Genomic DNA, 21422 nt, shown 5'->3' on the forward strand with positions numbered 1-21422 from the left:
ATGGGGCTTGCTGAAGCGGAGCAGTGTTCCGTATCTTAATCGGAGCGACGTTCCGCTTTGCTCATGATGCCAGAGCCGGAGCCCCGCGACCAAGCCATGCCTGGTCGCAACGCACCGCCACCCACCCGCAATGGAGGAGCACGGTCATGCAGTACCGCACCTTGGGCCGCACCGGTGTGCAGGTCAGCTCGCTCGCGCTCGGCGCGATGAACTTCGGCAGGATCGGGCACAGCACCCAGGGCGATGCCACCGCCATCGTCGATGCCGCGCTCGAAGCCGGGATCAACCTCATCGACACCGCCAACGTGTACAGCGACGGCGAATCGGAGGAGATGGTCGGCAAAGCCATCGAGGGCCGCCGCGACGACATCGTGCTGGCCACGAAGGCGGGCCTGCCCATGGGCGACGAGCGCAACCACCGGGGCAGTTCGCGCCGTTGGCTGGTCACCGCGCTGGACGACAGCCTGCGCCGTCTCGGCGTCGACCACGTCGATCTCTACCAGATCCACCGGTGGGACCCGAGCACCGGAGACGAAGAGACGCTGTCGGCCCTGACCGACCTGCAACGCGCGGGAAAAATCCGCTACTTCGGGTCCTCCACGTTCCCCGCCCACCGCATCGTGCAGGCCCAGTGGGCCGCGCGCGAGCATCACCTGGGCCGTTACGTCACCGAACAGCCCAGCTACTCGATCCTGCAGCGCGGGATCGAGACCCACGTCCTGCCGGTGACCCAGGAGTACGGGCTCGGAGTGCTGGTGTGGAGCCCGCTGGCCTCGGGCTGGCTGTCGGGCGCCGTCCGCGCAGGCCGCTCCATCACCACCAACCGCTCGACGTTCATGCCGCAGCGCTTCGACACCGGACTTCCCGAGAACAGGGCCAGGCTCGACGCCGTCGAGCAGCTGGCCAAGGTCGCCGACGAGGCCGGACTGACGATGATCCAGCTCGCGCTCGGATTCGTGACCGCGCACCCGGCCGTGACCAGCGCGCTCATCGGCCCCCGGACACCGGAGCACCTGCAATCCCAGCTCGCCGCCGCCGACACCGTGCTGCCGGCCGACGTGCTCGACGCGATCGACACGATCGTGGCTCCCGGCACCGACCTGGCCCCGCACGAGAAGTACGACACCCCGCCCGCCCTGCTCGACCCGTCACTGCGCCGCCGCTGACCGTCCGAGGAGGAACGACAACCCCATGACGCCCGCATCGCGAGTCCGTTTCGGCATCATGACCGCCCCCATGCAGGTCGACTACCACGACGTCCTGCGGGTGTGGCGCGAGGCCGACACCATCCCGGAGATCGAGCACGCCTGGCTGTTCGACCACCTCATGCCCATCGCAGGCGCCCCGGACGGACCCGTCTACGAGGGCTGGACGCTGCTAGCGGCCCTGGCCGCACAGACCCACCGCCTGCGCCTCGGCCTCCTGGTGACCAGCAACCGGTTCCGGCCGCCCGCCATGCTGGCCAAGATCGCCACGACCGTCGACGTCGTCTCCGGCGGCCGGCTCGACCTCGGTCTCGGCGTCGGGTCCCGGCCCGACCCGCCCGAGGCCCGGCGTGAGTACCCGGCTCACGGCCTGCCCTTCCAGGACACCGCCCAGGCCGTGGAAAGCCTGGCTGAGGCGTGCACCGTGATCCGGCGCCTGTGGACCGAGGAGAAGCCGTTCGACTTCCACGGCACTCACCACCACCTCACCGGAGCGTTCGGCAACCCCAAACCCGTCCAGCGCCCCCATCCGCCGATCCTCATCGGCGGACGCTCAACGGCGACCCTGCGCGTGGCCGCCGAGCACGCGGACCTGTGGAACATGCCGGGCGGCAGCACCGACGACGCCGTCCGCCGGAGCGCCCTGCTGGACCGCTACTGCACCGAGATCGGTCGCGACCCCGCCTCGATCACCCGCTCGATCGTCCTGCACGTCGCCTACGACCGTCCTGGCGACACCAGGGACGCGGTCGCCGAAGCGATCGACGCCGGCTTCCGGCACATCGTCCTGGGCCTGCCGTCGCCCTACCCCGACGGTGTCGCACGGTGGCTGACCGACGAGATCATCGGCGCGCCTGTCTTCGTATGAACCGCAGAGCGCGGCCGGGTTTCCCCTCCTGGGTCGGGTTTCCCCTCCTGGGTGCTGAGGTGCAAGCTGGAACGGAGGCCGCTTCGCGATCCCGTGAGCGGGCTCGGGAAACCCGGTCTCGCCACTCCGAGTGAGCCCTCGGGGCTCGGCAGGAGGCAAGCGAGATGACAGAACAGGTCACCACCGACACGCGATGGCACCTGGTCGGAGACTGGTTCGACGTGTGCAAGTGCGCCATACCGTGCCCCTGCACGTTTGCACAGCCGCCCACCTACGGTGACTGCGAAGGAATCATGGCCTGGCACATCCGGGAAGGCAATTACGGCGCCGTGCGGCTCGACGACCTCAACGTCGTGATAGTCGCCTCGTTCACCGGCGACGTCTGGTCCGGCGCACACACCGACCCGTACGCCGCGGTTTTCCTCGACGAACGCGCCGACGAAAAGCAGCGCGGTGCGCTGCAGGCCGTCTTCGGCGGTGAGGCGGGCGGATGGCCGGCGCAGTTCGTGGGGATGTTCCACCCCGAGATGCGCGGCATGGACGTCGTCCCCATCCACGTGGAGATCGACGAGGATCTCTCCGGCTGGCGGGCCGAGATTCCCGATCGGGTCACGGCCACCGCCGAGGCACTCACCGGCCCGACGACTCCGGACGGCGCACGCGTCCAGGTCCACAACGCCCCCGGCGCCGAGGTCGGCCCGGGCCAGGTCGCCACCTGGGGACGGGCCACGACCGACCGCGCCAACGCATTCGGCTTCTCCTGGGAGCACTCGGGGAAGTCGAGCAAGTACTTCCCCTTCGACTGGAGCGGACCCGACTGAGCGGAAACGCGCTCCTCGGCGCCGGATAACCTGGCGGGATGAACGAGAATCCTCCGCCCTGTCCGAAGTGCTCCTGTGCGTACACCTACGAGATGAACGCCCTGGTGGTGTGCCCCGAGTGCGGCCACGAGTGGGTCCCTGCAGAGGCCGGTGCCGAGGGAGGTGGGGCTGCCGGGGAGCGTGTCATCAGGGACGCCGTTGGCAACGTGCTGCAGGACGGCGACGCCGTGGTGGTGGTGAAGGCGCTCAAGGTGAAGGGCAGCCCGTCGGGGATCAAGGCCGGGACCAAGGTGCGCAACATCCGGCTGGTCGACGGGGTCGACGGTCACGACATCGACTGCAAGGTCGACGGTTTCGGTGCGATGCAGCTCAAGTCGAGCGTGGTCAAGAGAGCCTGAGCCCCGCCGCGGGACCCCCTTCATTGCGGGTCGTCCTGGGTGCAACGGGATGCGGAATTGCAAAATTTCGCAATTGGTTAGATGCTGGCTTGGTTGTGTATGCAGCCTTGTAGGGGAATCCGAGGGGTCGTGTCCGTTCCGCTGTACCAGGCCAAGGCCGAGTTCTTCCGCATGCTCGGCCATCCCGTACGGATCCGCGTGCTGGAACTGCTGCAGGACGGGCCGATGCCGGTGCGGGACCTGCTCGCTCAGATCGAGGTCGAGCCCTCCGGGCTGTCTCAGCAGCTGGCAGTGCTGCGCCGCTCCGGGATCGTCACCTCCGCCCGCGAGGGCTCGACCGTCGTGTACGAGCTGGCCGGCGGCGACGTCGCCGACCTGATGAAGGCGGCGCGGCGGATCCTGACCGAAATGCTCGCCGGGCGGAACGAACTGCTGGACGAGCTGCGGGAAGCCGAGGCCGCCGCGTGATGACCAGGGCAATCGACCGGGCGTGGGCCCGGATCGTGGTGTTGCTGCCGGGTCGCGCCGACCTCGCGGAGATGCGGCGCGACCCGCGCCGCGACCTGCTGGCAGGCCTGACCGTGGCGATCGTCGCGCTGCCCCTGGCCCTCGGCTTCGGGGTCTCCTCCGGGCTGGGTGCGGAGGCGGGCCTGGCGACCGCGGTGGTCGCGGGCGCGCTCGCGGCGGTGTTCGGCGGGTCCAACCTCCAGGTGTCCGGGCCGACCGGCGCCATGACGGTGGTCCTGGTGCCGATCGTCGGCCGGTACGGGCCCACGGGGGTGCTCACCGTCGGACTGATGGCGGGTGCCATGCTCGTCGGTCTGGCTGTGCTGCGGGCCGGGAAGTACATGCAGTACGTGCCCGCCCCGGTCGTCGAGGGCTTCACCCTCGGCATCGCCTGTGTGATCGGCCTGCAGCAGATCCCGAACGCGCTCGGCGTGCCCAAGCCGGAGGGCGACCGTGTGCTGGTGGTGACCTGGCGTGCCGTCGAGGAGTTCGCGAAGTCCCCGAACTGGACGGCCGTCGGTTTCGCGGTCACGGTGGCCGCCGTCATGCTGGTCGGGACCCGGTGGCGGCCGACCGTGCCGTTCTCGATCGTCGCCGTGATCGCGGCGACGATCGTGGCACAGCTGGCCGGTCTGGACGCGGCGAAGCCGATCGGTGACCTGCCGTCGGGGCTGCCCGTACCCTCGCTGTCCTTCCTCGACCTCGGCTCGCTCCGCAGCCTGCTCGCACCCGCCGTGGCGGTCGCAGCGCTCGCCGCCTTGGAGTCCCTGCTGTCCGCGTCGGTCGCCGATGGCATGACGGTCGGCCAGAAGCACGACCCGGACCGGGAGTTGTTCGGCCAGGGCCTCGCGAACCTCGCCGCCCCGCTCTTCGGGGGCGTCCCGGCCACCGGTGCGATCGCCCGCACCGCGGTCAACGTCCGCACCGGCGCAGGCTCCCGGCTCGCCGCCCTCACGCATGCCGCCGTCCTCGCCGTGATCGTCTTCGCGGCGGCACCGCTCGTCTCGAAGATCCCGCTGGCCGCGCTCGCCGGCGTCCTGCTGGCCACTGCGATCCGCATGGTCGAGGTCGGCTCGCTGAAGGCCATGGCGAAGGCGACCCGGTCGGATGCGCTGATACTCGTCCTCACCGCCGTGGCGACGCTGGCTCTGGATCTCGTGTACGCCGTGATCATCGGCCTCGTCGTCGCCGGTGCCCTCGCCCTGCGCGCCGTCGCCAAGGAGGCCCGCTTCGACCAGGTGCCGCTCGACCCGGGTGACCACAGCGCCGAGGAGCACAAGCTGCTGGCCGAGCACATCGTCGCCTACCGCATCGACGGACCGCTCTTCTTCGCCGCCGCCCACCGCTTCCTGCTGGAGCTGGCCGAGGTCGCCGACGTGCGGGTGGTGATCCTGAGGATGTCGCGGGTGTCGACGATGGACGCCACCGGCGCCCTCGTTCTCAAGGACGCCGTGCAGAAGCTGCGCCGCCGTGGCATCGTCGTCCTCGCCTCCGGGATCCGCCCCGGCCAGCGCCAGGTCCTCGACTCGGTCGGCGCGCTGGAGCCGCTGCGGTACGAGGGGCGGGAGTACGCCACCACCCCCGAGGCGATCCGCGCCGCCCGCGAGCATCTGGAGACAGCCGGAGTCCTGCCCGCCCTTCCCTCCCGGCTGTCCCGAACCTCCAGCGAGGAAGCCCTGCCATGAGCACTGCCCCCGCCGGGTGGTCACCGGGTTCCGCCTAGCCCGCGCGGAGGCGTGAGTGATGTCCGAACAGCTGGAGACCTTGCCCTACCGGCACGTGCTCACCCTGCCCGCCGAACCATCGGCCGTACGATTGGCCCGTGAGACGGCCGAGCAGGCGCTGGTCGAGTGGGGCATCGGTGTGCGCCACCCGGCAGTGGACCCGGCGCTGCTGATCCTTTGCCGAGCTGGTCACCAACAGCGTCCGGCACGCGGCCGTTGTCTCCCCGACGGTGACCGTGATCCATGCGGCGGGCCCGGGCGACGGCAGCACCAACGGGCCGCGAAGGGGGCGGCCCGCAGGTGTGCCGGGGAGAGCGACCACGGGGTTGAAGGAGTGACGGTGGTGCGGTGCGTGGCGAGCCGGGCGTCCCAGCGGCGGGCATACGCCTCCGCGGACTCGGTGGCGCCGATTTGCTCGGCCTCGCTCGCGGGCCCGCCGGGCCCCCCGAAGGGCAGAACGCGGATCCCTTTCTCGACGGCGACGCTCACCGTGGTCGAGAACGACACCGCTGGATTCGGGCGGTTGCCTTCCTCGGGTGCGGATTCGGTCTGGGGGGTGCCGCACGCGAGGATGGGCCACATGTGTTTGATGAGTGGGTGGATGCGATGCGCCGAGGCCCGGTCGGCGGGGCCGTGCTGCTGGAGCGGGGAGGGGACGGCCGGGTGAGTACACCGCTGTACCAGCTGAAGGCCGAGTTCTTCAAAACCCTCGGCCACCCGGCCCGCATCCGGGTACTGGAGCTGCTGAGCGAGCGCGAGCATGCAGTCGCGGAGATGCTGCCCGAGGTCGGCATCGAACCTGCGCACCTCTCGCAGCAGCTGGCCGTGCTGCGGCGCGCGAACCTGGTCAAGACCCGCAAGGAGGGCTCGACCGTGTACTACTCACTGACCAGCCCGCACGTCGCCGAGCTGCTCCGGGTGGCCCGCACGATCCTGTCGGGCGTGCTGGCCGGGCAGGCCGAGCTGCTCGCCGACCTGCAGGCCGCACAGGTGGAGGGCAGGCCGCCGTCGTAGCGACGACCCTCGCACGGCGGTCGTCTTCCGAGGCTTGGACGGCGCTCTGCCGATTCGGGTGAGTCCGGATCGAAGTACTTGGGGCCTCCGTCGTACTGGGATGCGGGTGGCAGGAGCAGACCGCCCCATCTCTCCTGGTAGGCCGCCATTCGGTCGATCACTGCCGCGGGGATGCCTCGCTCGAGCCACCACTGCCTGTGTCCCTCCACGGGCCGGACGTCGACCTTGACTCCGTGCGCGCGGATGAACGATCGGGCTCGCCGAGTCAGGCCGTCAGGCACGTCGTTGAAGAGGTTCAGCTTCACCAGAGCGACGCTACCCAGTGGCCCGAGGGACGGCGGGCTGAGCCTCGTCTGCGATACGGCGGCCAAGTCGCCGCCGAGCTCCTGCTGCTTACGCCGGTGCCCGCTCGGCCGTCCGCTCCAGGCGCACGATCACGCTCTTCGACGTCGGGGTGTTGCTGATGTCCGCGACGCTGTCGAGCGGTACCAGGACGTTGGTCTCCGGGTAGTACGCGGCGGCAGAGCCCGGGGGAGTGGAGTAGCCGACGACGCGGAAGCCGTCCGCGCGGCGCTCCGAGCCGTCCGACCAGATGCTGACCAGGTCGACGAGGCTGCCGTCGGCGAGACCGAGGTCGGCGAGGTCGGCCGGGTTGACCAGGACGACGCGGCGGCCGCCCTTGATGCCCCGGTAGCGGTCGTCCATCGCGTAGGGGATGGTGTTCCACTGGTCGTGCGAGCGCAGGGTCTGCAGGACCAGGTGACCCTTGGGCGCCTGGAGCATCGTGAAGTCGTTGACGGTGAAGACGGCCTTGCCGCTGGGGGTGCGGAAGACGCGGGAGTTGACCGGGTTGGGCAGGCGGAAGCCGCCGGGGCGCCGTACCCGCTCGTTGAAGTCGTGGAACCCCTCGACGACTTGGGCGATGCGGTCGCGGACGAGGTCGTAGTCGGCCTCGAAGTCCTCCCAGGGGATGTCCGGTTCGGAGCCCAGCACCCGGCGGGCGAGACGGCTGATGATGGACACCTCGCTCAGCAGGTGCGGGGAGGCGGGGGTGAGCCGGCCGCGGGTGGCGTGGACCTCGCTCATGGAGTCCTCGACCGTCATGAACTGCTCGCCGCCCGCCTGGACGTCCCGGTCGCTGCGGCCGAGCGTCGGCAGGATCAGCGCGGTCCGTCCGCACACCGCGTGGGAACGGTTGAGCTTGGTCGAAATGTGCGCCGTCAGACGGCAGTTGCGCATGGCGCGCTCGGTGGCATCGCTGTCGGGGGTGGCCCGTACGAAGTTGCCCGCGACCCCGAGGAAGAGCTTGGCCCGGCCGTTGAGCATGGCCCGGATGGAGTCCACGGAGTCCAGGCCGTGCGCGGTCGGCGCGGTGAAGCGGAACTCCCGCCCCAGCCGGTCCAGGAACGCCTGAGGCATCCGCTCCCAGATCCCCATCGTGCGGTCGCCCTGGACGTTGCTGTGCCCGCGCACCGGGCACACCCCCGCGCCCGGGCGGCCGATGTTGCCGCGCAGCAGAAGGAAGTTGACGACCTCCCGGATGGTGGGCACACCGTGCTTGTGCTGGGTCAGGCCCATGGCCCAGCAGACGATGACACTGCGGCTGTTCAGCACGCGCGCGTGCACCTGCTCGATCTTGTCGCGGGTCAGCCCCGTGGCGTCCAGGACAGCATCCCAGGACGTGGCGCGGATCTGCTCGGCGAAGGCGTCGTAGCCGGTGGTGTGCTCGTCGATGAACGCGCGGTCCAGGACCGTGCCCGGCTCCTTGTCCTCCGCCTCCAGCAGCAGCAGGTTCAGCGCCTGGAACAGGGCCAGGTCGCCGCCGGGGCGTATCTGCAGGAACTGGTCGGCGATGTCCGTGCCGCGGCCGATGACCCCGCGTGCCTTCTGCGGATGCTTGAAGCGCAGCAGTCCCGCCTCGGGCAGCGGATTGACCGCGACGACGCTGCCGCCGCGCCGCTTGGTCTCCTCCAGCGCGGACAGCATCCGCGGGTGGTTGGTGCCGGGGTTCTGCCCCACGACGAAGACCAGGTCGGCGTTGTAGAGGTCGTCGAGGCTGACGCTGCCCTTGCCGATGCCCAGGGTCTCGCCCAGAGCCGAACCGCTGGACTCGTGGCACATGTTGGAGCAGTCGGGCAGGTTGTTGGTGCCGAAGGCCCGGGCGAACAGCTGCAGCAGGAAGGCCGGCTCGTTGGCCAGCCGCCCGGAGGTGTAGAACAGCGCCTCGTCCGGGTGGTCCAGGGCGCGCAGTTCCCGGGCGAGCAGGTCCAGCGCCTCGTCCCAGCCGACCGGCTCGTAGTGGGTCGCGCCCTCGCGCAGCACCATCGGCTCGGTCAGCCGTCCCTGCTGGTTGAGCCAGTAGTCCGACTTCCGGCTCAGCTCGTCCACCGAGTACTGCCGGAAGAAGTCCGCGGTCATCCGCCGGGAGGTGGCCTCGTCACTGATGTGCTTGGCGCCGTTCTCGCAGTACTCGTTGCGGTGCCGCTCGCCCGGCGCGGGCTCCGGCCAGGCACAGCCGGGGCAGTCGAAACCCTTCGCCTGGTTGATGTTGAGCAGCGTCAGCGCGGTGCGCTTCGGCGAGGTCTGGCCGAGCGCGTACTTGAGCGCGTGCACGACGGCGGGAGCGCCGGTGGCCCATGTCTTGGGAGCCGAGACCGACAGCTCGCCCTCTTCCGCTCCGTCTTCTTCGAAGTCCCGCATCGAACAACCACGCCCTCTCGTCCGCACGACACTCTTCGGCAGCGCGTCGGACCAGGTCAAAGCGGAAGTTCCTATCGCGTGACAGGCGACACCGATCAGTGCAGCGTGTCCGGGACCAGCGGCGCGCGGCGGCCGTGGGCGAGGGATCATGGGAAGGTGCTGCTGCGTCAACTCGAATACCTCGTCGCCCTCTCGCGCGCCCGCCACTTCGCGAAGGCCGCGCAGGCCTGCTACGTCTCCCAGCCGACCCTGTCCGAGGGCATCCGGAAACTGGAGGACGAGCTCGGCATCCCTCTGGTCCAGCGGGGCCGCAGGTTCGACGGCCTCACACCGGAGGGCGAGCGTGTCGTCCTGTGGGCGCAGCGCATCCTCGCCGACCGGGACGCCATGCAGGGCGAGATCCAGGCGCTGCGGGCCGGGCTGACCGGCCGGCTGCGCATCGGCACCGTCCCGACGGCCGCCACGGCGGTCGCGCTCCTGACCCAGCCGTTCTGCGTCGCCAACCCGCTGGCGACCGTACAGGTCTTCGCCGACCTGCAGTCCGTGGACATCGTCAACCGTCTCAAGACGTACGAGCTCGACGCCGCAGTGACCTATCACAGCACCGTCGTCGAACACGGCTTCAAGTTCGTCCCGCTGTATCTGGAGCGCTACGTCCTGCTGATCCAGCGCTCCGCCCGCGACTCCGGGCCGGCCGAAATCTCGTGGGAGGAGGCCTCCCAGTACCCGCTGTGCCTGTTGCATCCCGGAATGCAGGGGCGTCAGGTCCTGGAGGCGGCCTTCGAGGCGGCGGGCGTCTCCGTGACCCCACGCGTGGAGACGGACTCCATCGCCTCGCTGTTCGCGCAGGTCAGAGCCGGGCACTGGGCGAGCGTCGTACCGCACGCCTGGCTCCACGTCTTCGGTGTGCCCGCGGGTATGCAGGCCGTTCCCCTGGTCCGTCCGGTCCGCACGGAACGCATCGGCCTGGTCCTCCCGGCGCGCGAGCCCGTCTCGGTGATCGGCCAGGCACTGATCGACGCCGCGGGTCAGGCGGGCGTCGCGGCCGCGCTGGAGCGGCTGCCCGACTAGCCAGGACCGATGAGTTTCCCGGCGACCGAGGGTCTCCACACCCACCGCAAGCGGGCTACAGAGAGACACAGAACGGGAGAGATTTTCATGGGGAAGGTCACCACCTCGGCGTCGATGTCCCTCGACGGGTTCATTGCCGGTCCGGCCGAGACGGGTTTCGAGCACCTCTTCGCCTGGCACCGCAACGGGGACATCGAGGTGCCGTCCGCTGATCCGCGCTGGTCCTTCCGGCTGTCGCCGGTCAGCGCGGAGCACCTGCGGCAACAGATGGCTGCCTTCGGGGCGCTCGTGGTCGGCCGCCGGCTGTTCGACGTCACGCAGGGCTGGGGCGGCAGGCACCCCTTCGGCGTGCCGGTCTACGTCGTCACCCACCGGGCGCCCGCCGACTGGGCCCATCCGGAGGCCCCCTTCACGTTCGTCACCGACGGCCTGCACAGCGCGATCCAGCAGGCAAGGGCCGCCGCCGGTGCGCGCGACGTCGGCGTGGCCGCGGGAGACCTGGCCCGCCAGGCCCTGGACGCCGGGCTGGTGGACGAGATCCACGTCGACCTCGTCCCCGTTCTCCTGGGCGCCGGCACCCGCCTCGTCGGAGACCTCAGCAACGCTCCGATCACACTCGGCACACCACGAGTCGTCGAGAGTGCCGGGGTCACTCATCTCTATTACCCCGTCAACAAGTAGGCGGGGAAACCTGTCAAAAAGCTGCCTCGTCGCGATACGTCGTGCCTCCGGAGGACAAACCGGATGGCGGCTACCGCGCTTTCAGTAGGCCCGGTGCCAGCACAGGGACGACGACGGGCAGGGCCTGCCCCGGCGAGCCTGATGCCGTGTCCGAGTCTGTAGGGGCCGGGTCGGCGGAAGGCAGGACCGCGGATGAGAACTCGTACAAGGCTCGGGCTGGCGGCGGCCGTCTCGTGTGCCGCGCTCGTGACCGCGGTCGGTCTCGGCCGTGGCGGTGGCGGCGTTGCATCGTCCCTGATCGCACTCCCGAATCGGCCCCATGTCGCACTGGGCGACTCCTATACGGCCGCTCCGAAGGTCCCCGGCCAGAGCGGGAAACCCGCCGGCTGTGAGCGCTCCGACCACAACTACCCCGCCCTCGTCGCCCGCGAACTGGGCCTGAAACAGGCCGAGTTCCGTGACCTGAGCTGCAGCGGAGCCACCATGGCCGACCTGTCCGCAGCGCAGTCCACCCACCAGGGGACCAATCCGGCCCAGCTGTCGGCGGTGTCCACGGCGACCCGGCTGGTCACCCTGGGCATCGGCGGCAACGACATCAGCTTCAGCTCGATGATCACTACATGCGTCCAGGCCGGCCTCCGCTACCAGCTGGAGAACCGCTTCGGGGACCCGGCGCCGGACAAGGCGCCCTGCAAGGCGCGGTACCTGTCCGACGGCACCGACGACATCGCCGCGAGGATCGAAGCAGCAGGCGGGCGGCTGACCGGCGTGCTGCACGACATCGAGCGCCGGGCGCCCGAGGCCCGGGTGTTCGTGGTCGGCCGCTCCCACATCCAGCGGGCCCTGACCAAACTCGGCGCCCGCGACCGCGCCCAACTCGTGGTCATCGCCTACCAGACCGGCCTGGTACGCCCCACGCCCCGCGGGACGTGAGCACCAGGCCTGCGCCCCATCCATGCCGTCGCGTTCGCTTCACAGAATCCCCACAAAGCCCCATGAGAGCTTTAAGTTTCAAGCGGTACGCTCATGCGCAGTTCGAGTGGCCGAGGAAGCCCCCACATCGCGGCGCTCGCATCCCCCCACAGGCACAGGAGACGCGTTGTGCGCGACGGCGACGTAGTAGTGATCGGCGGCGGCTACGCGGGAGTACGGCTGGCGAAACGACTGGACTCGGTGGCGCGGGTCACGCTGGTGGACCGCAAGGAGGTCTTCTTCCACCGTATCGCCTCGCTACGCGCCGGAGTTCGCCCGGAGTGGTCCGTGACCCCCTTCATCCCGTACGACCGACTGCTGCGCAACGGCCGGGTGGCCGTGGGCAAGGCGGTCCGTATCGACACCACCGAGCGCCAGGTCGTCCTGGCGACGGGGGAGAGGCTGCCGTACGACGTGGTGGTGATCGCCACCGGCGCCGACTACCCCGAACCGGCCCGCTTCACCGGCACCACCACCGACGAGGCGGTCAAGTCCTTCGCCGGGCACCAGCAGAAGGTAGCGGCGGCCGGGCATGTCCTCGTCGTCGGCGGAGGCCCCTCCGGCGTCGAACTCGCCGCCGAGGTGCGCCTGGCCCGGCCGGATGCCCGGGTCACGCTCGCCCACTCCGGTCCGGCGCTGCTGCACTCCACGGGCGTCGAGCGGGCCGGGCGCAGGGCACGGGCCTGGCTGGAGTCCCACGACGTCGAAGTACGCCTCGACTCGTTCATGTCGCCCGGCAACGACTTCGGCACGTATCGCGACGCGCACGGCACCGTCATCGAGGCCGACCTCTCCTTCTGGGCGACGGGCACCACTCCCAACACGCTCTGGCTGCGTCTGGGCGGACACGGCGACTGGCTGAACCCGGCCGGGCACGTCAAAGTGGACCGCACCCTGCGGGTCGAGGGACGGCTGGACGTGTTCGCCGTCGGCGACGTGAACGACGCCACCGAACTCAAGATCACCCCCGCCGCGCTGGCCCAGGCCGACCTCGCCGCGTGGAACATCCGTACCTACCTGAACAGTTCCGGCAAGCACCGCAAGGAACCCCGGCTCTACCGGGCGATCCACCGCACCCCGCTCATCGTGCCCTTCGGCCCGGCCGACGGGCTGACCCTGCTGCCCGTCCCGGGCGGCGAGAGCGCGGTCCTCGGCGGCCGCACCTCGGTGCTGGCCAAGGCGAAGACCCTTATGACGCCGTACATGAGGCGCCAACTCGGGTACACCGCTGCGTAGCGCTCCGCTGGGGGTGCGGCGAAGTGGGGGTGCCTCGAACTGTCGTCTTCCGTCCGCGGCGCCGTCGTGGCTGGTCGCGCAGTTCCCCGCGCCCCTTCCGGGGCGGGCTGGTGGCCGCTGTGTTTAGGGTGCAGGCATGATCTCTCAGGCGTACCTCTCCGAACTGTTCTCGCTCGACGGCCGCAACGCCGTGGTGACCGGCGGCAGTTCCGGCATCGGACGGGCCATCGCCGGGGCCCTCGCGCGGGCCGGGGCGAGTGTCGTGGTCGTCGCGCGCAAGGAGGCCGAACTGGCCGCCACGGTCGATGAGCTGACGGCCGACGGGTGCCGGGCGGCCTGGGTCAGCGCCGACCTTGGCAGCCGCGGCGGTGTGCGCGCGGCGGCCGAAAAGGCGGCCGGGGTGTTCGGGGAGCCCGACATCCTCGTCAACAGCGCCGGGATCAACCTGCGGCCGCCGATGGGGGAGTTGGGCGAGGACGTCTGGGACACCACGATGGCGGTGAACCTGGAAGCGCCCTTCCTGCTGGGACAGCGGTTCGGCCCCGGCATGGCCGAACGGGGCTTCGGACGGATCATCCACGTCACCTCCCAGCAGGCGCACCGGGCGTTCGTGCAGAGCGGTGCCTACGGGGTGTCCAAGGGGGCGCTGGAGTCCCTGGCCCGTTCCCAGGCCGAGGCGTGGTCGCCGTACGGCGTCACCTGCAACACGCTCGTGCCGGGTTTCGTGATGACCCCGCTCAACGAGCGGCTGTCCTCGGACCCCGAGAAGGTGGCGGCGCTGGCCGCGCGCACCATGGTCGGGCGCAATGGCCTGGCCGACGACTTCGCGGGTGCGGCGGTCTTCCTGGCGAGCCGCGCCTCCGCCTACGTCACCGGGCAGGCCCTCTTCGTCGACGGCGGACTGTCCGTCCACTGATCACGTCACAGTTCACGCGAGTTCGGTGAGGAAGTCGATGAGCGCCTCGTTCACCTCGCGGGGACGCTCCTGCTGCGTCCAGTGACCGCAGCCCGCCAACTTGACGGGCTTGCGGCGCAGGTTGGGCATCAGGTCCGGGAGAGCGGCGATGAGTTCGGGCGTGCCGGGGAAGGCGGGGACCAGGTCGCGGTCGCCGTACACGTACAGGGCGGGCGAGCCGACGACCGCGCCGTGCCAGGGCGCGGTCAGTTCCCAGTTGCGATCGAGGTTGCGGTACCAGTTGAGCGCCCCGGTGAAGCCCTGGGAGAAACTCTCGGTCAGCGCGTCGAGGTCCTCCTCGGTGAACCACTCGGGCAGGGTCTCGGGGTCCGGCATGGTCGCCAGCCAGCCCTGGCCGGGTTCGATCAGCGGCTGTTCGCCCGCGCCGGCACCGGGCGCGTCGCCGGAGGCCATGTAGAAGAACTTCCGCAGCGTGGTGCGGGTGTCCTGCGCGAACTCGGCGTCGGCGAAGCCGGGTTGGTTGAAGTAGTTCCAGTAGAAGCGGCCGTCGAACCTCTCCTCCATGACGGCCAGCGGCGGCCGGGAGCCCCGGAACGGCGGCGGCACGCTCAGACCGGCCACGCCGCGCACGACGTCCGGCCGCAGCAGCGCGGTGTGCCAGGCGACCGGGGCGCCCCAGTCGTGCCCGACGACGAACGCCTTCTCCTCGCCGAGTGCATGGATCAGCCCGACGACGTCGCCGACCAGGTGCAGGATGCTGTAGGCGCTCACCTCGGCGGGGTGGTCGCTGCGCCCGTATCCACGCTGGTCGGGGGCGACCACGCGGAAGCCCGCCTCGGCCAGCGGGCCGAACTGGTGGTGCCAGGAGTGCCAGGACTCGGGGAAGCCGTGCAGCAGCACGACGAGGGGGCCCTCGCCTTCCTCCGCTATGTGCAGCCGCACCCCGTTCACGTCAACCATTCGATGCTCAACCATGTGCACGAGCCTACGTGCGTCGTGATCTTCGGGTGGCTGATATAGTCAACAATGCGAGTATGAGATTAATTACCTATGTCGTCGGCAGTCGTGCGGTGTCAACGGAAGGCGGTAGGCCGTGGCCGGCAGTGGATATCTGCGGTATGTGGCTGTCGGTGACAGCCAGACCGAAGGCGTCGGCGACGGCGACGACGTCCGGGGCCTGCGCGGGTGGGCGGACCGGCTCGCCGAGCAGATCGCGCGGGAGAGTCCGGGCCTGCTGTACGCCAACCTCGCGGTGCGCGGGCGGCTGGCCGGGCAGGTGCGTGCCGAACAGCTGGCGCCCGCCCTGGAGTTGCGGCCCGACCTGGCCACGGTCGTCGCCGGCCTCAACGACGTGCTGCGGCCCCGGTTCGACGCGGACGAGGTCGCCGGCCAGCTGGAGGCCATGTTCGCCGCGCTCACCGGACAGGGCGCCCGCGTCGCGACGGTCACCTTCCCCGACCCCGGCCGGCTCGCCCCCTCGGCCCGGCCGCTCGCACCCCGCGTCCTCGCCCTCAACGCCCGCATCCGGGAGGCGGCCCGACGGCACGGCGTCGCCGTGGCCGACTCATGGCCCCACTCGGCGGTGACCGATCCCCGGATGTGGAGCGCCGACCGGCTGCATGCGAGCCCGCGTGGCCACGCCCTCATCGCGGCCGCCGTCGCCCACGCCCTCGACCTGCCGGGCAGTGACGACAGCTGGACGCGACCGCTGCCTCCCGAAGCGGTGGCCCGCACCGGCCTGCGGGTCGTCGGAGCCGAACTGCGCTGGGCCGGCGCCTTCTTGGGGCCCTGGATCGTACGGCGGGTGCGGGGCCGCTCCTCCGGCGACGGTCGGCAGGCCAAGAGGCCCGCGCTGCTCCCGGTGACCGCACTCGCCGACGGACCCTCCTGAGCCGTAGGAGGAACCGGGTCTGCAGGCGCGCCGTCAGCGGCGCGGGGGGCGTGGCGGGCGGGGAGTGCGCCGCCAGATCGCCCTCATCCCGAGCGCCAGGACGCCCAGCGCCACGAGCACGATGACGGCCTTGAGCACGAGATCGAGCAACAGGTGCTGCAGGACGTCCGAGGAGCCCGCTGCCAGGCCCGTCATCGCCGGCCGTCCTGCCGGCGCGACCAGGACGCGCCCTGCCTGCCGCCTTCCAGCCGCCGGGCAGCGGCGCGCAGTCCGGCCCGCACCGCGGGATCCGCGTACCGGCGCACCTCGTCCAGCCTGCCCCTGCGCTTGAGCCTGAGGGCGACGGCGAAGACCAGCAGCGCCAGCACCACCAGACCGCCCACGACCACACCGAACCTGATGAGCATGAGATTGAGGTATGTCTCCACGAAGATCCTCCACCCGTTGGTATCACGCCTGTGATAAATCCTTTGTAGCATGGCTGTGATAAAAAAGCTCCATGCCCAAGGTTGTGGACCCGGACGCCCGCCGTCGCCACGTCGTCGACGCCCTCTTCCGAGTCGTCGTCCGTGAAGGCCTGCAACGCACCTCGCTGCGGGCCGTCGCCGACGAGGCGCAGCTCAACATCGGCTCCCTGCGCCACTACTTCGCCAGCCAGCAGGAGCTGATGCGCTTCGCGATGCAGTCCATGCTCGACCGGGTCGGCGGCCGGCTGCTCGAACGCGTCGAGGCCATGGGGGAGTTGGACCGCCACCCTCGCCCCGAACAGCTCCGGCTCGCCGCCGGGCTCCTGGCCGAGCTGCTGCCCCTCGACGAGCAGCGCCGCGCCGAGGTCACCGTCTTCCTGGACTTCAACACCGCCGCCCGCACCGACCCGGCCTTCGGCGACCTGACGCGCCGGACCGCCGAAGGCACGAGAGCGCTGGTACGGCGTGTGCTCACCCGGCTCGACACAACAGGCGCCCTGCGCCCGGGTCTCGACCTCGGCCTCGAGACCGAGCGGCTGACGGCGCTGCTGGACGGACTCGGTCTCAACGCCGTCCTGCATCCCGGGATCGTCACCCCGCAGGCCTGCACCCACGTGCTGCACGCACACCTCGGCGATCTCTCGCGGGACGCCGGGACGCCTGGCCCCACACCGTAGTAGTCGTCCTATTGACTAATCAACAAGGTGTTAAATTGGGGCAATGGCTCTGCGCAACGCGGTGATGGCCGCGCTTCTGGAGGGTGAGGCGTCCGGATACGACCTCGCGAAGGGCTTCGAGGCCTCCGTCGCCAACTTCTGGATGGCCACCCCGCAGCAGCTCTACCGCGAACTGGAGCGCATGGAGAGCGAGGGGCTCGTCTCGGCCCGAGTCGTCCAGCAGGAACGCCGGCCCAACAAGCGGCTCTTCTCGCTCACCGACGCCGGCCTGGAGGTCCTGCGCGACTACGTCGGCGAGGCCCCGGCCAAGCCGCCCGCCCTGCGGGACGAGCTGATGGTCAAGGTCCAGTGCGTCGACATCGGTGACGTCGGGGACTTCGAGGCAGTACGGGCCTCGGTCGCCGAGCGCTTCGAGCGGGCCACCGCGAAGCTCGCCCGCTACCGGCGCATGCAGGAACGCATGCTCGACGGACGCACCGAGGACGAGTACCTCGCCACCGCCGAGCGCATCGGCCCCTACCTCACCCTGCAGGGCGGGATCGCCCTCGAGCGGGCGAACCTGCAGTGGAGCGAGACGGCCCTGAAGAGGCTCGAACAGCGCGCCGCCGCACTCGCCGAATCGTCCGGCGGCTGACGCGGGCGGTGCGCTACCTGTGGGGCTTCTGCAGCCCGGCGATGGTGTGCGGGCGGGGGTGGCGGACCAAGGCCCACACCGTCTTGCCGTGGCGTCCGCGGGGCCGTACACCCCAGGTCTGGGCGAGCTGGTCGACGAGGTGCAGGCCGCGCCCCTTCTCGTCCTCGCCGGAGGGCACGTCATGCAGGACCGGCTGCGCAGGGCTCTCGTCGGAGACGGCTATGAAACAGGAGCCGTCCGCCCGCGCCGTCACCGCCATCTCGAACTCGCGCTCCAGGATGGGCCCGTGGCGCACGACGTTCGCCGCCAGCTCGGAGGCCAGGAGGACGACTCTCTCCGTCATCTCGTCGTTCGATGCGTGCCCCCAGCTGGCCAGATGCTGCCGTACGCGGTACCGGGCGAAGCCGACCGAAGCCGGATGCCGGGGAAGCCGGAACGCCTCACGTCTCAGCACACGCATCCCTCCCGAATGACATCGAAAAGATCTCGACACTCGAATAAGCGCACAGTGACAGATGAATGTCACTGCGCACACGAGGGGCGGTTGAATCTGGCCATATCTGGCCGAGTGCCGCCTACTGCCTGCTGCGTAGCCGGTCTGGTCAGACGGACGCCGTGCCAAAATGGACGCCATTGCCCCTGCTCAGCCCGCCCGCCCACACACCGCCGAGGTTGATCCGTGACCAAGCCTGCCGCCCGTGTGCCGCTGCGCCGCAACTCGCGGTCCAACCGGGCGCGCATCCTGGCCACGGCCCGCCGGGAGCTCGGCCGCAACCCCGACATCACCCTCGAGGAACTCGCGCGCGCCGCAGGTGTCGTGAGGCGCACGCTCTTCGGTCACTTCCCCGGCCGCTCGGCCCTGCTGGAGGCACTCGCCGAAGAGGCGTCCGAGACATTCAAGGAGGTGCTGGTGGACGGGGTGCGGCCCGAGGAGCCCGCCGACCGGGCGCTCGCGTACTTCGTACTCCGCATCTGGCCGGTGGGGGACCGCTACCGGATGCTGCTGGGCCTGGCCCGGCGGGACCTGGGCGCGGAGCGGGTGACCGAGGTCCTGGCCCCGGCCCGCGAGGTGGTCACGGCCATCCTGGAGCGCGGACAGCGGGACGGTGTCTTCCACTCCCATCTGCCGCCCGCCGTGCTGAGCGCCGGACTCGAGGGGATGACGGTCGCGCTGCTGGAGGACGTGAACACCGGGGCGCTGGAGGACGACGGGACCCGTACGGCCGTCGCCACGCTGATCGCGGCCGGCGTGCCGGAGAAGCAGGCGAGCGCGGTGGTCGAGGAGATCGCGGCGATCGTCCCGCGCGAGGAGCCGCCCGCGGACGAGTGAGCTGCGGATCCGGGTGATCTCGTACCGGGCACGGATCGGTTGCGGCCCGGACGCCCCGCCGTGGCGGTGGTGCGGCTGCGGCAGCATGACGAGACATGAGCCGAGACCGGTACGTCGACTTCCTGCGGGCATGGGCGATCGTCCTGGTCGTGCTCGGCCACTGGCTGATCACCGCCCTGCTGCACGAGTCCGACGGTGAGCTCACCGCCCCCGAGCTGCTGGCGAGCGTGCCCTGGACCCAGTGGCTGACGCTGCTCTTCCAGATCATGCCGCTGTTCTTCCTGGCCGGAGGCCATGCGGCGGCGGGCTCCTGGGCGCGGACGCGGTCGGCGGGCGGCACGGTCACCGGCTGGGTGGGGCGCCGGGCGGTGCGCCTGCTGCTGCCGACGGCCCTCTACAGCGGCCTGGTCCTGCTCGCCGTCGGCGTCTGCTCGACGGTCGGCGTCGACCCGGGCACCCTCGCGCTCGTCGGATGGGCCATGGCAATGCAGTTCTGGTTCCTGCCGGTGTATCTGCTGCTCAGCGTCCTGACGCCGGTCCTGCACGCGACGCACCGGCGCTGGGGCCTCGCCGTCCCCGTGGCCATGGGCGCGGTCGCCCTGATCGCGGACACGGTGGTGCTCACGGCGCACGCCCCCCACGTCGGCCTGCTCAACTACGTCCTGGTCTGGGGCGTCGCCTACCAGCTCGGCTTCTGCTGGCGCGACGGCCTGCTGACCGAGCGCCGCCCGCTGCTGCCGACGGCGTTGGCCGCGGGCGGCGGACTGGCCTTCGCGGCACTGGTCGCGCTCGGCCCCTTCCCGGTCAGCCTGATCCTGGTCACCGGGCAGACGCCCAGCAACACCAACCCCCCTTCGGCGGCGATGCTGTCCTGGGCGGTCGCCCAGGTGGGCGCCTGCCTCCTCGCCGCACCGGTGCTCCGGCGCCTCCTGGAGCGCGAGCGGGTGTGGCGGGTGGTGCGTCCGGCGGGCGGCGTCAGCATGACGCTGTATCTGTGGCACATGCTGCCGGTGCTGGTGGCCGCCGCCGCGTTCTACCTCACCGGCCTCGCACCCGAACCCGCCCTGGGATCCGCCGCCTGGTGGGCACTGCGCGTGCCCTGGCTGCTGGTGCTCGGCGTCATCCTGGTCGCGTTGGTGTCGGCGCTGCGGCCGTTGGAAGGCGGCCTGGTGCGGCGATACGAGCGAACCCGCCCGGACGTCGGCCCGTATCGCCCATGGCTGTTCTGGCCGGGCCTGGCCGCGTGCGTCACCGCCCTCGCGCGCTTCGCCACGCGCGGCTTCGCCGACGAAGGCCGCTTCCCGGTGCTGCCCGCACTGGGGCTGGCTCTGGGCGCGGTGCTGGTACTGCTCCACCGGCGGCCTGCGGAGCCCGGCAGCACCGAGCGCTCCGAGGCCACCAAGGGCGATGCCCTGGAGGAGGCGGCCTGACGGCCGGTCGTCGCCCCGTGAGCAGGCTCGTATCAGGCACCCTCCCGCGATCCGAACGTAAATCTCAGGCACTCCCGTACGACGCGCTGTCCTGCGCAAAGCTGCTCCGCGAGCCGTCGTCGGCGTGGAAAGTCACCGACTTGCCCGAGAAGTGGACGCTGAGGCCGGTCGCCGTGGTGGTGACGGAACGCAGGTGCAGGCCGTCGGGGATGTTCCGCAGCTGGATGGGCCGAGCGAAGACCTTGTCGAGCAAGGCCTCCCCGGCAGAGGGCAGCGCGCCGCCCGCCACGGTGAACTTCCCGAACGTGATGCGGTTGCCTGAGGCCGCCGAGACCGTCGTCGTCACGGTGACCTCGTCGCCGAAGGGCAGCTGGACCTTCGCGCCGATCCGGCCGGGGCCCGCTCCCTGGGACACCTCCAGGCCCAGGGCGTTGGAAAGGTCCGGGTAGGACAGGAAGGCGGTCGCCTGGGCCGAGAGGGCCCGCGCCTCGATGTCGTCGGCGGACTTCGTCAGCCCGTGCAGATCGAGGTCGAGCCGGGTCACGGGCAGAGGGCGGTCGGACCCGTCGGCCGGCAGGGCGTGCGCGGTGATGTCCACGTGCCGCAGCGTGCCGGAGGCCAGCTGGGTCAGCACGGGGAAGCCGTGGACGTGGACCTCCGGCCGTTCGGATGTGCCCATGCCCTGCTGGAAGGCCCTCGCCGTGCGCGACTCGGCGTGGGCAGCCGCGGCCCGGTCGACGGCAAGGGGTATGAGGATCAGCACGGCCAGGGCGGCGCCGGCGACGAAGGCCGGCCGTCGCCTCCTGCGGGGCGGCGCCGGGAACGGCTCGAACGACGCGGAGGTGACGTCGTCCTCGTAGCCGTGGTCGGGCTGGTACAT

Annotated in this window: 23 protein-coding genes and 1 pseudogene; 18 read left to right on the forward strand and 6 right to left on the reverse strand. The window is 70.8% G+C overall.

What is annotated here, in order from left to right; genetic code table 11:
* Window positions 1–146 precede the first annotated feature (146 nt).
* The 8 genes and pseudogenes from EDD92_RS42900 (at window position 147) to EDD92_RS42935 (ending at window position 6537) form a co-directional block, all read left to right on the forward strand.
* A complete protein-coding gene (locus EDD92_RS42900) occupies window positions 147–1166 on the forward strand; it encodes an aldo/keto reductase (protein ID WP_123969267.1) in 1020 nt (339 codons plus the stop codon).
* Window positions 1167–1191: 25 nt separating this feature from the next.
* Window positions 1192–2073: an LLM class flavin-dependent oxidoreductase gene (locus tag EDD92_RS42905; RefSeq protein WP_123969268.1), complete on the forward strand. Its 882-nt coding sequence runs from the start codon at window positions 1192–1194 to the stop codon at window positions 2071–2073.
* A 164-nt stretch (window positions 2074–2237) separates the two neighbouring features.
* Complete coding sequence (locus EDD92_RS42910; RefSeq protein WP_123969269.1) at window positions 2238–2894, forward strand: DUF1326 domain-containing protein; 657 nt, start codon at window positions 2238–2240, stop codon at window positions 2892–2894.
* 38 nt (window positions 2895–2932) lie between these two features.
* Window positions 2933–3292, forward strand: a complete 360-nt coding sequence (locus EDD92_RS42915) for a zinc ribbon domain-containing protein YjdM (RefSeq protein ID WP_123969270.1) — start codon at window positions 2933–2935, stop codon at window positions 3290–3292.
* A 129-nt stretch (window positions 3293–3421) separates the two neighbouring features.
* Entirely contained in the window at window positions 3422–3760 is a 339-nt protein-coding gene (locus tag EDD92_RS42920) for a metalloregulator ArsR/SmtB family transcription factor (RefSeq protein ID WP_123969271.1), read from the forward strand.
* Window positions 3760–5484 carry a SulP family inorganic anion transporter gene (locus EDD92_RS42925; protein WP_123969272.1) on the forward strand — a complete coding sequence of 575 codons (1725 nt, stop codon included), beginning with the start codon at window positions 3760–3762 and terminating at the stop codon, window positions 5482–5484. Before EDD92_RS42920 ends, EDD92_RS42925 begins: the two co-directional genes overlap by 1 nt.
* A gap of 58 nt (window positions 5485–5542) precedes the next feature.
* Window positions 5543–5780, forward strand: a pseudogene (locus EDD92_RS51705) (ATP-binding protein); the annotation flags it as partial.
* Between the two features lie 406 nt (window positions 5781–6186).
* Complete coding sequence (locus EDD92_RS42935; protein WP_099933171.1) at window positions 6187–6537, forward strand: metalloregulator ArsR/SmtB family transcription factor; 351 nt, start codon at window positions 6187–6189, stop codon at window positions 6535–6537.
* A 393-nt stretch (window positions 6538–6930) separates the two neighbouring features.
* Here EDD92_RS42935 and EDD92_RS42945 read toward each other — a convergent pair whose 3' ends face one another.
* Window positions 6931–9237 (reverse strand): FdhF/YdeP family oxidoreductase, encoded by a 2307-nt coding sequence (locus EDD92_RS42945; protein WP_123969273.1) that lies wholly within the window; start codon window positions 9235–9237, stop codon window positions 6931–6933.
* A 156-nt stretch (window positions 9238–9393) separates the two neighbouring features.
* Here EDD92_RS42945 and EDD92_RS42950 point away from each other — a divergent pair, with 156 nt between their 5' ends.
* The 5 genes from EDD92_RS42950 (at window position 9394) to EDD92_RS42970 (ending at window position 14113) form a co-directional block, all read left to right on the forward strand.
* Window positions 9394–10308, forward strand: coding sequence for a LysR family transcriptional regulator (locus tag EDD92_RS42950; protein ID WP_123969274.1), 915 nt, complete (start codon window positions 9394–9396; stop codon window positions 10306–10308).
* An 87-nt stretch (window positions 10309–10395) separates the two neighbouring features.
* Window positions 10396–10989 carry a dihydrofolate reductase family protein gene (locus EDD92_RS42955; RefSeq protein ID WP_123969275.1) on the forward strand — a complete coding sequence of 198 codons (594 nt, stop codon included), beginning with the start codon at window positions 10396–10398 and terminating at the stop codon, window positions 10987–10989.
* Between the two features lie 192 nt (window positions 10990–11181).
* The gene (locus EDD92_RS42960) at window positions 11182–11922 is read left to right on the forward strand and encodes an SGNH/GDSL hydrolase family protein (RefSeq protein ID WP_123969276.1); all 741 of its coding nucleotides are present in this window, start codon (window positions 11182–11184) and stop codon (window positions 11920–11922) included.
* 168 nt (window positions 11923–12090) lie between these two features.
* The gene (locus EDD92_RS42965; RefSeq protein WP_123969277.1) at window positions 12091–13197 is read left to right on the forward strand and encodes an NAD(P)/FAD-dependent oxidoreductase; all 1107 of its coding nucleotides are present in this window, start codon (window positions 12091–12093) and stop codon (window positions 13195–13197) included.
* Between the two features lie 136 nt (window positions 13198–13333).
* On the forward strand, window positions 13334–14113 hold the full coding sequence (locus EDD92_RS42970) for an SDR family NAD(P)-dependent oxidoreductase (RefSeq protein ID WP_123969278.1): 780 nt from the start codon (window positions 13334–13336) through the stop codon (window positions 14111–14113).
* A gap of 12 nt (window positions 14114–14125) precedes the next feature.
* Here EDD92_RS42970 and EDD92_RS42975 read toward each other — a convergent pair whose 3' ends face one another.
* Entirely contained in the window at window positions 14126–15088 is a 963-nt protein-coding gene (locus EDD92_RS42975) for an alpha/beta fold hydrolase (protein ID WP_123969279.1), read from the reverse strand.
* Window positions 15089–15206: 118 nt separating this feature from the next.
* Between EDD92_RS42975 and EDD92_RS42980 the strand changes: the two genes are divergently transcribed.
* On the forward strand, window positions 15207–16004 hold the full coding sequence (locus tag EDD92_RS42980; RefSeq protein WP_123969280.1) for an SGNH/GDSL hydrolase family protein: 798 nt from the start codon (window positions 15207–15209) through the stop codon (window positions 16002–16004).
* Between the two features lie 33 nt (window positions 16005–16037).
* Here the strand turns inward: EDD92_RS42980 and EDD92_RS50220 are convergent, their stop codons facing one another.
* Complete coding sequence (locus EDD92_RS50220) at window positions 16038–16199, reverse strand: hypothetical protein (protein WP_185124316.1); 162 nt, start codon at window positions 16197–16199, stop codon at window positions 16038–16040.
* Window positions 16196–16432, reverse strand: a complete 237-nt coding sequence (locus EDD92_RS42985; RefSeq protein WP_123969281.1) for a hypothetical protein — start codon at window positions 16430–16432, stop codon at window positions 16196–16198. Before EDD92_RS42985 ends, EDD92_RS50220 begins: the two co-directional genes overlap by 4 nt.
* A gap of 71 nt (window positions 16433–16503) precedes the next feature.
* Here EDD92_RS42985 and EDD92_RS42990 point away from each other — a divergent pair, with 71 nt between their 5' ends.
* Entirely contained in the window at window positions 16504–17148 is a 645-nt protein-coding gene (locus EDD92_RS42990) for a TetR/AcrR family transcriptional regulator (protein ID WP_123969282.1), read from the forward strand.
* 43 nt (window positions 17149–17191) lie between these two features.
* Window positions 17192–17782, forward strand: a complete 591-nt coding sequence (locus EDD92_RS42995; RefSeq protein WP_123969283.1) for a PadR family transcriptional regulator — start codon at window positions 17192–17194, stop codon at window positions 17780–17782.
* Window positions 17783–17795: 13 nt separating this feature from the next.
* Here the strand turns inward: EDD92_RS42995 and EDD92_RS43000 are convergent, their stop codons facing one another.
* The gene (locus EDD92_RS43000) at window positions 17796–18236 is read right to left on the reverse strand and encodes an ATP-binding protein (RefSeq protein WP_123969284.1); all 441 of its coding nucleotides are present in this window, start codon (window positions 18234–18236) and stop codon (window positions 17796–17798) included.
* A gap of 225 nt (window positions 18237–18461) precedes the next feature.
* On the opposite strand from EDD92_RS43000, the gene EDD92_RS43005 reads away from it, so the two are divergent.
* Complete coding sequence (locus EDD92_RS43005) at window positions 18462–19112, forward strand: TetR/AcrR family transcriptional regulator (RefSeq protein ID WP_123969285.1); 651 nt, start codon at window positions 18462–18464, stop codon at window positions 19110–19112.
* 95 nt (window positions 19113–19207) lie between these two features.
* Window positions 19208–20542, forward strand: a complete 1335-nt coding sequence (locus EDD92_RS43010; protein WP_123969286.1) for an acyltransferase — start codon at window positions 19208–19210, stop codon at window positions 20540–20542.
* 64 nt (window positions 20543–20606) lie between these two features.
* Here EDD92_RS43010 and EDD92_RS43015 read toward each other — a convergent pair whose 3' ends face one another.
* Window positions 20607–21422 carry a DUF2993 domain-containing protein gene (locus EDD92_RS43015; protein ID WP_123969287.1) on the reverse strand — a complete coding sequence of 272 codons (816 nt, stop codon included), beginning with the start codon at window positions 21420–21422 and terminating at the stop codon, window positions 20607–20609.

Source organism: Streptomyces sp. TLI_185 (assembly GCF_003814765.1).
GTDB lineage: Bacteria > Actinomycetota > Actinomycetes > Streptomycetales > Streptomycetaceae > Streptomyces.

Bases quoted from the DNA above. Each gene is read 5' to 3' on its own strand.
- EDD92_RS42925 (WP_123969272.1), top strand. From the start codon at position 3,760: ATGACCAGGGCAATCGACCGGGCGTGGGCCCGGATCGTGGTGTTGCTG.
- EDD92_RS42945 (WP_123969273.1), bottom strand. From the start codon at position 9,237: ATGCGGGACTTCGAAGAAGACGGAGCGGAAGAGGGCGAGCTGTCGGTC.
- EDD92_RS42995 (WP_123969283.1), top strand. From the start codon at position 17,192: ATGGCTCTGCGCAACGCGGTGATGGCCGCGCTTCTGGAGGGTGAGGCG.
- EDD92_RS42970 (WP_123969278.1), top strand. From the start codon at position 13,334: ATGATCTCTCAGGCGTACCTCTCCGAACTGTTCTCGCTCGACGGCCGC.
- EDD92_RS42905 (WP_123969268.1), top strand. From the start codon at position 1,192: ATGACGCCCGCATCGCGAGTCCGTTTCGGCATCATGACCGCCCCCATG.
- EDD92_RS42900 (WP_123969267.1), top strand. From the start codon at position 147: ATGCAGTACCGCACCTTGGGCCGCACCGGTGTGCAGGTCAGCTCGCTC.
- EDD92_RS42975 (WP_123969279.1), bottom strand. From the start codon at position 15,088: ATGGTTGAGCATCGAATGGTTGACGTGAACGGGGTGCGGCTGCACATA.
- EDD92_RS42910 (WP_123969269.1), top strand. From the start codon at position 2,238: ATGACAGAACAGGTCACCACCGACACGCGATGGCACCTGGTCGGAGAC.
- EDD92_RS50220 (WP_185124316.1), bottom strand. From the start codon at position 16,199: ATGACGGGCCTGGCAGCGGGCTCCTCGGACGTCCTGCAGCACCTGTTG.
- EDD92_RS42955 (WP_123969275.1), top strand. From the start codon at position 10,396: ATGGGGAAGGTCACCACCTCGGCGTCGATGTCCCTCGACGGGTTCATT.
- EDD92_RS43010 (WP_123969286.1), top strand. From the start codon at position 19,208: ATGAGCCGAGACCGGTACGTCGACTTCCTGCGGGCATGGGCGATCGTC.
- EDD92_RS43015 (WP_123969287.1), bottom strand. From the start codon at position 21,422: ATGTACCAGCCCGACCACGGCTACGAGGACGACGTCACCTCCGCGTCG.
- EDD92_RS42960 (WP_123969276.1), top strand. From the start codon at position 11,182: ATGAGAACTCGTACAAGGCTCGGGCTGGCGGCGGCCGTCTCGTGTGCC.
- EDD92_RS42990 (WP_123969282.1), top strand. From the start codon at position 16,504: ATGCCCAAGGTTGTGGACCCGGACGCCCGCCGTCGCCACGTCGTCGAC.
- EDD92_RS42915 (WP_123969270.1), top strand. From the start codon at position 2,933: ATGAACGAGAATCCTCCGCCCTGTCCGAAGTGCTCCTGTGCGTACACC.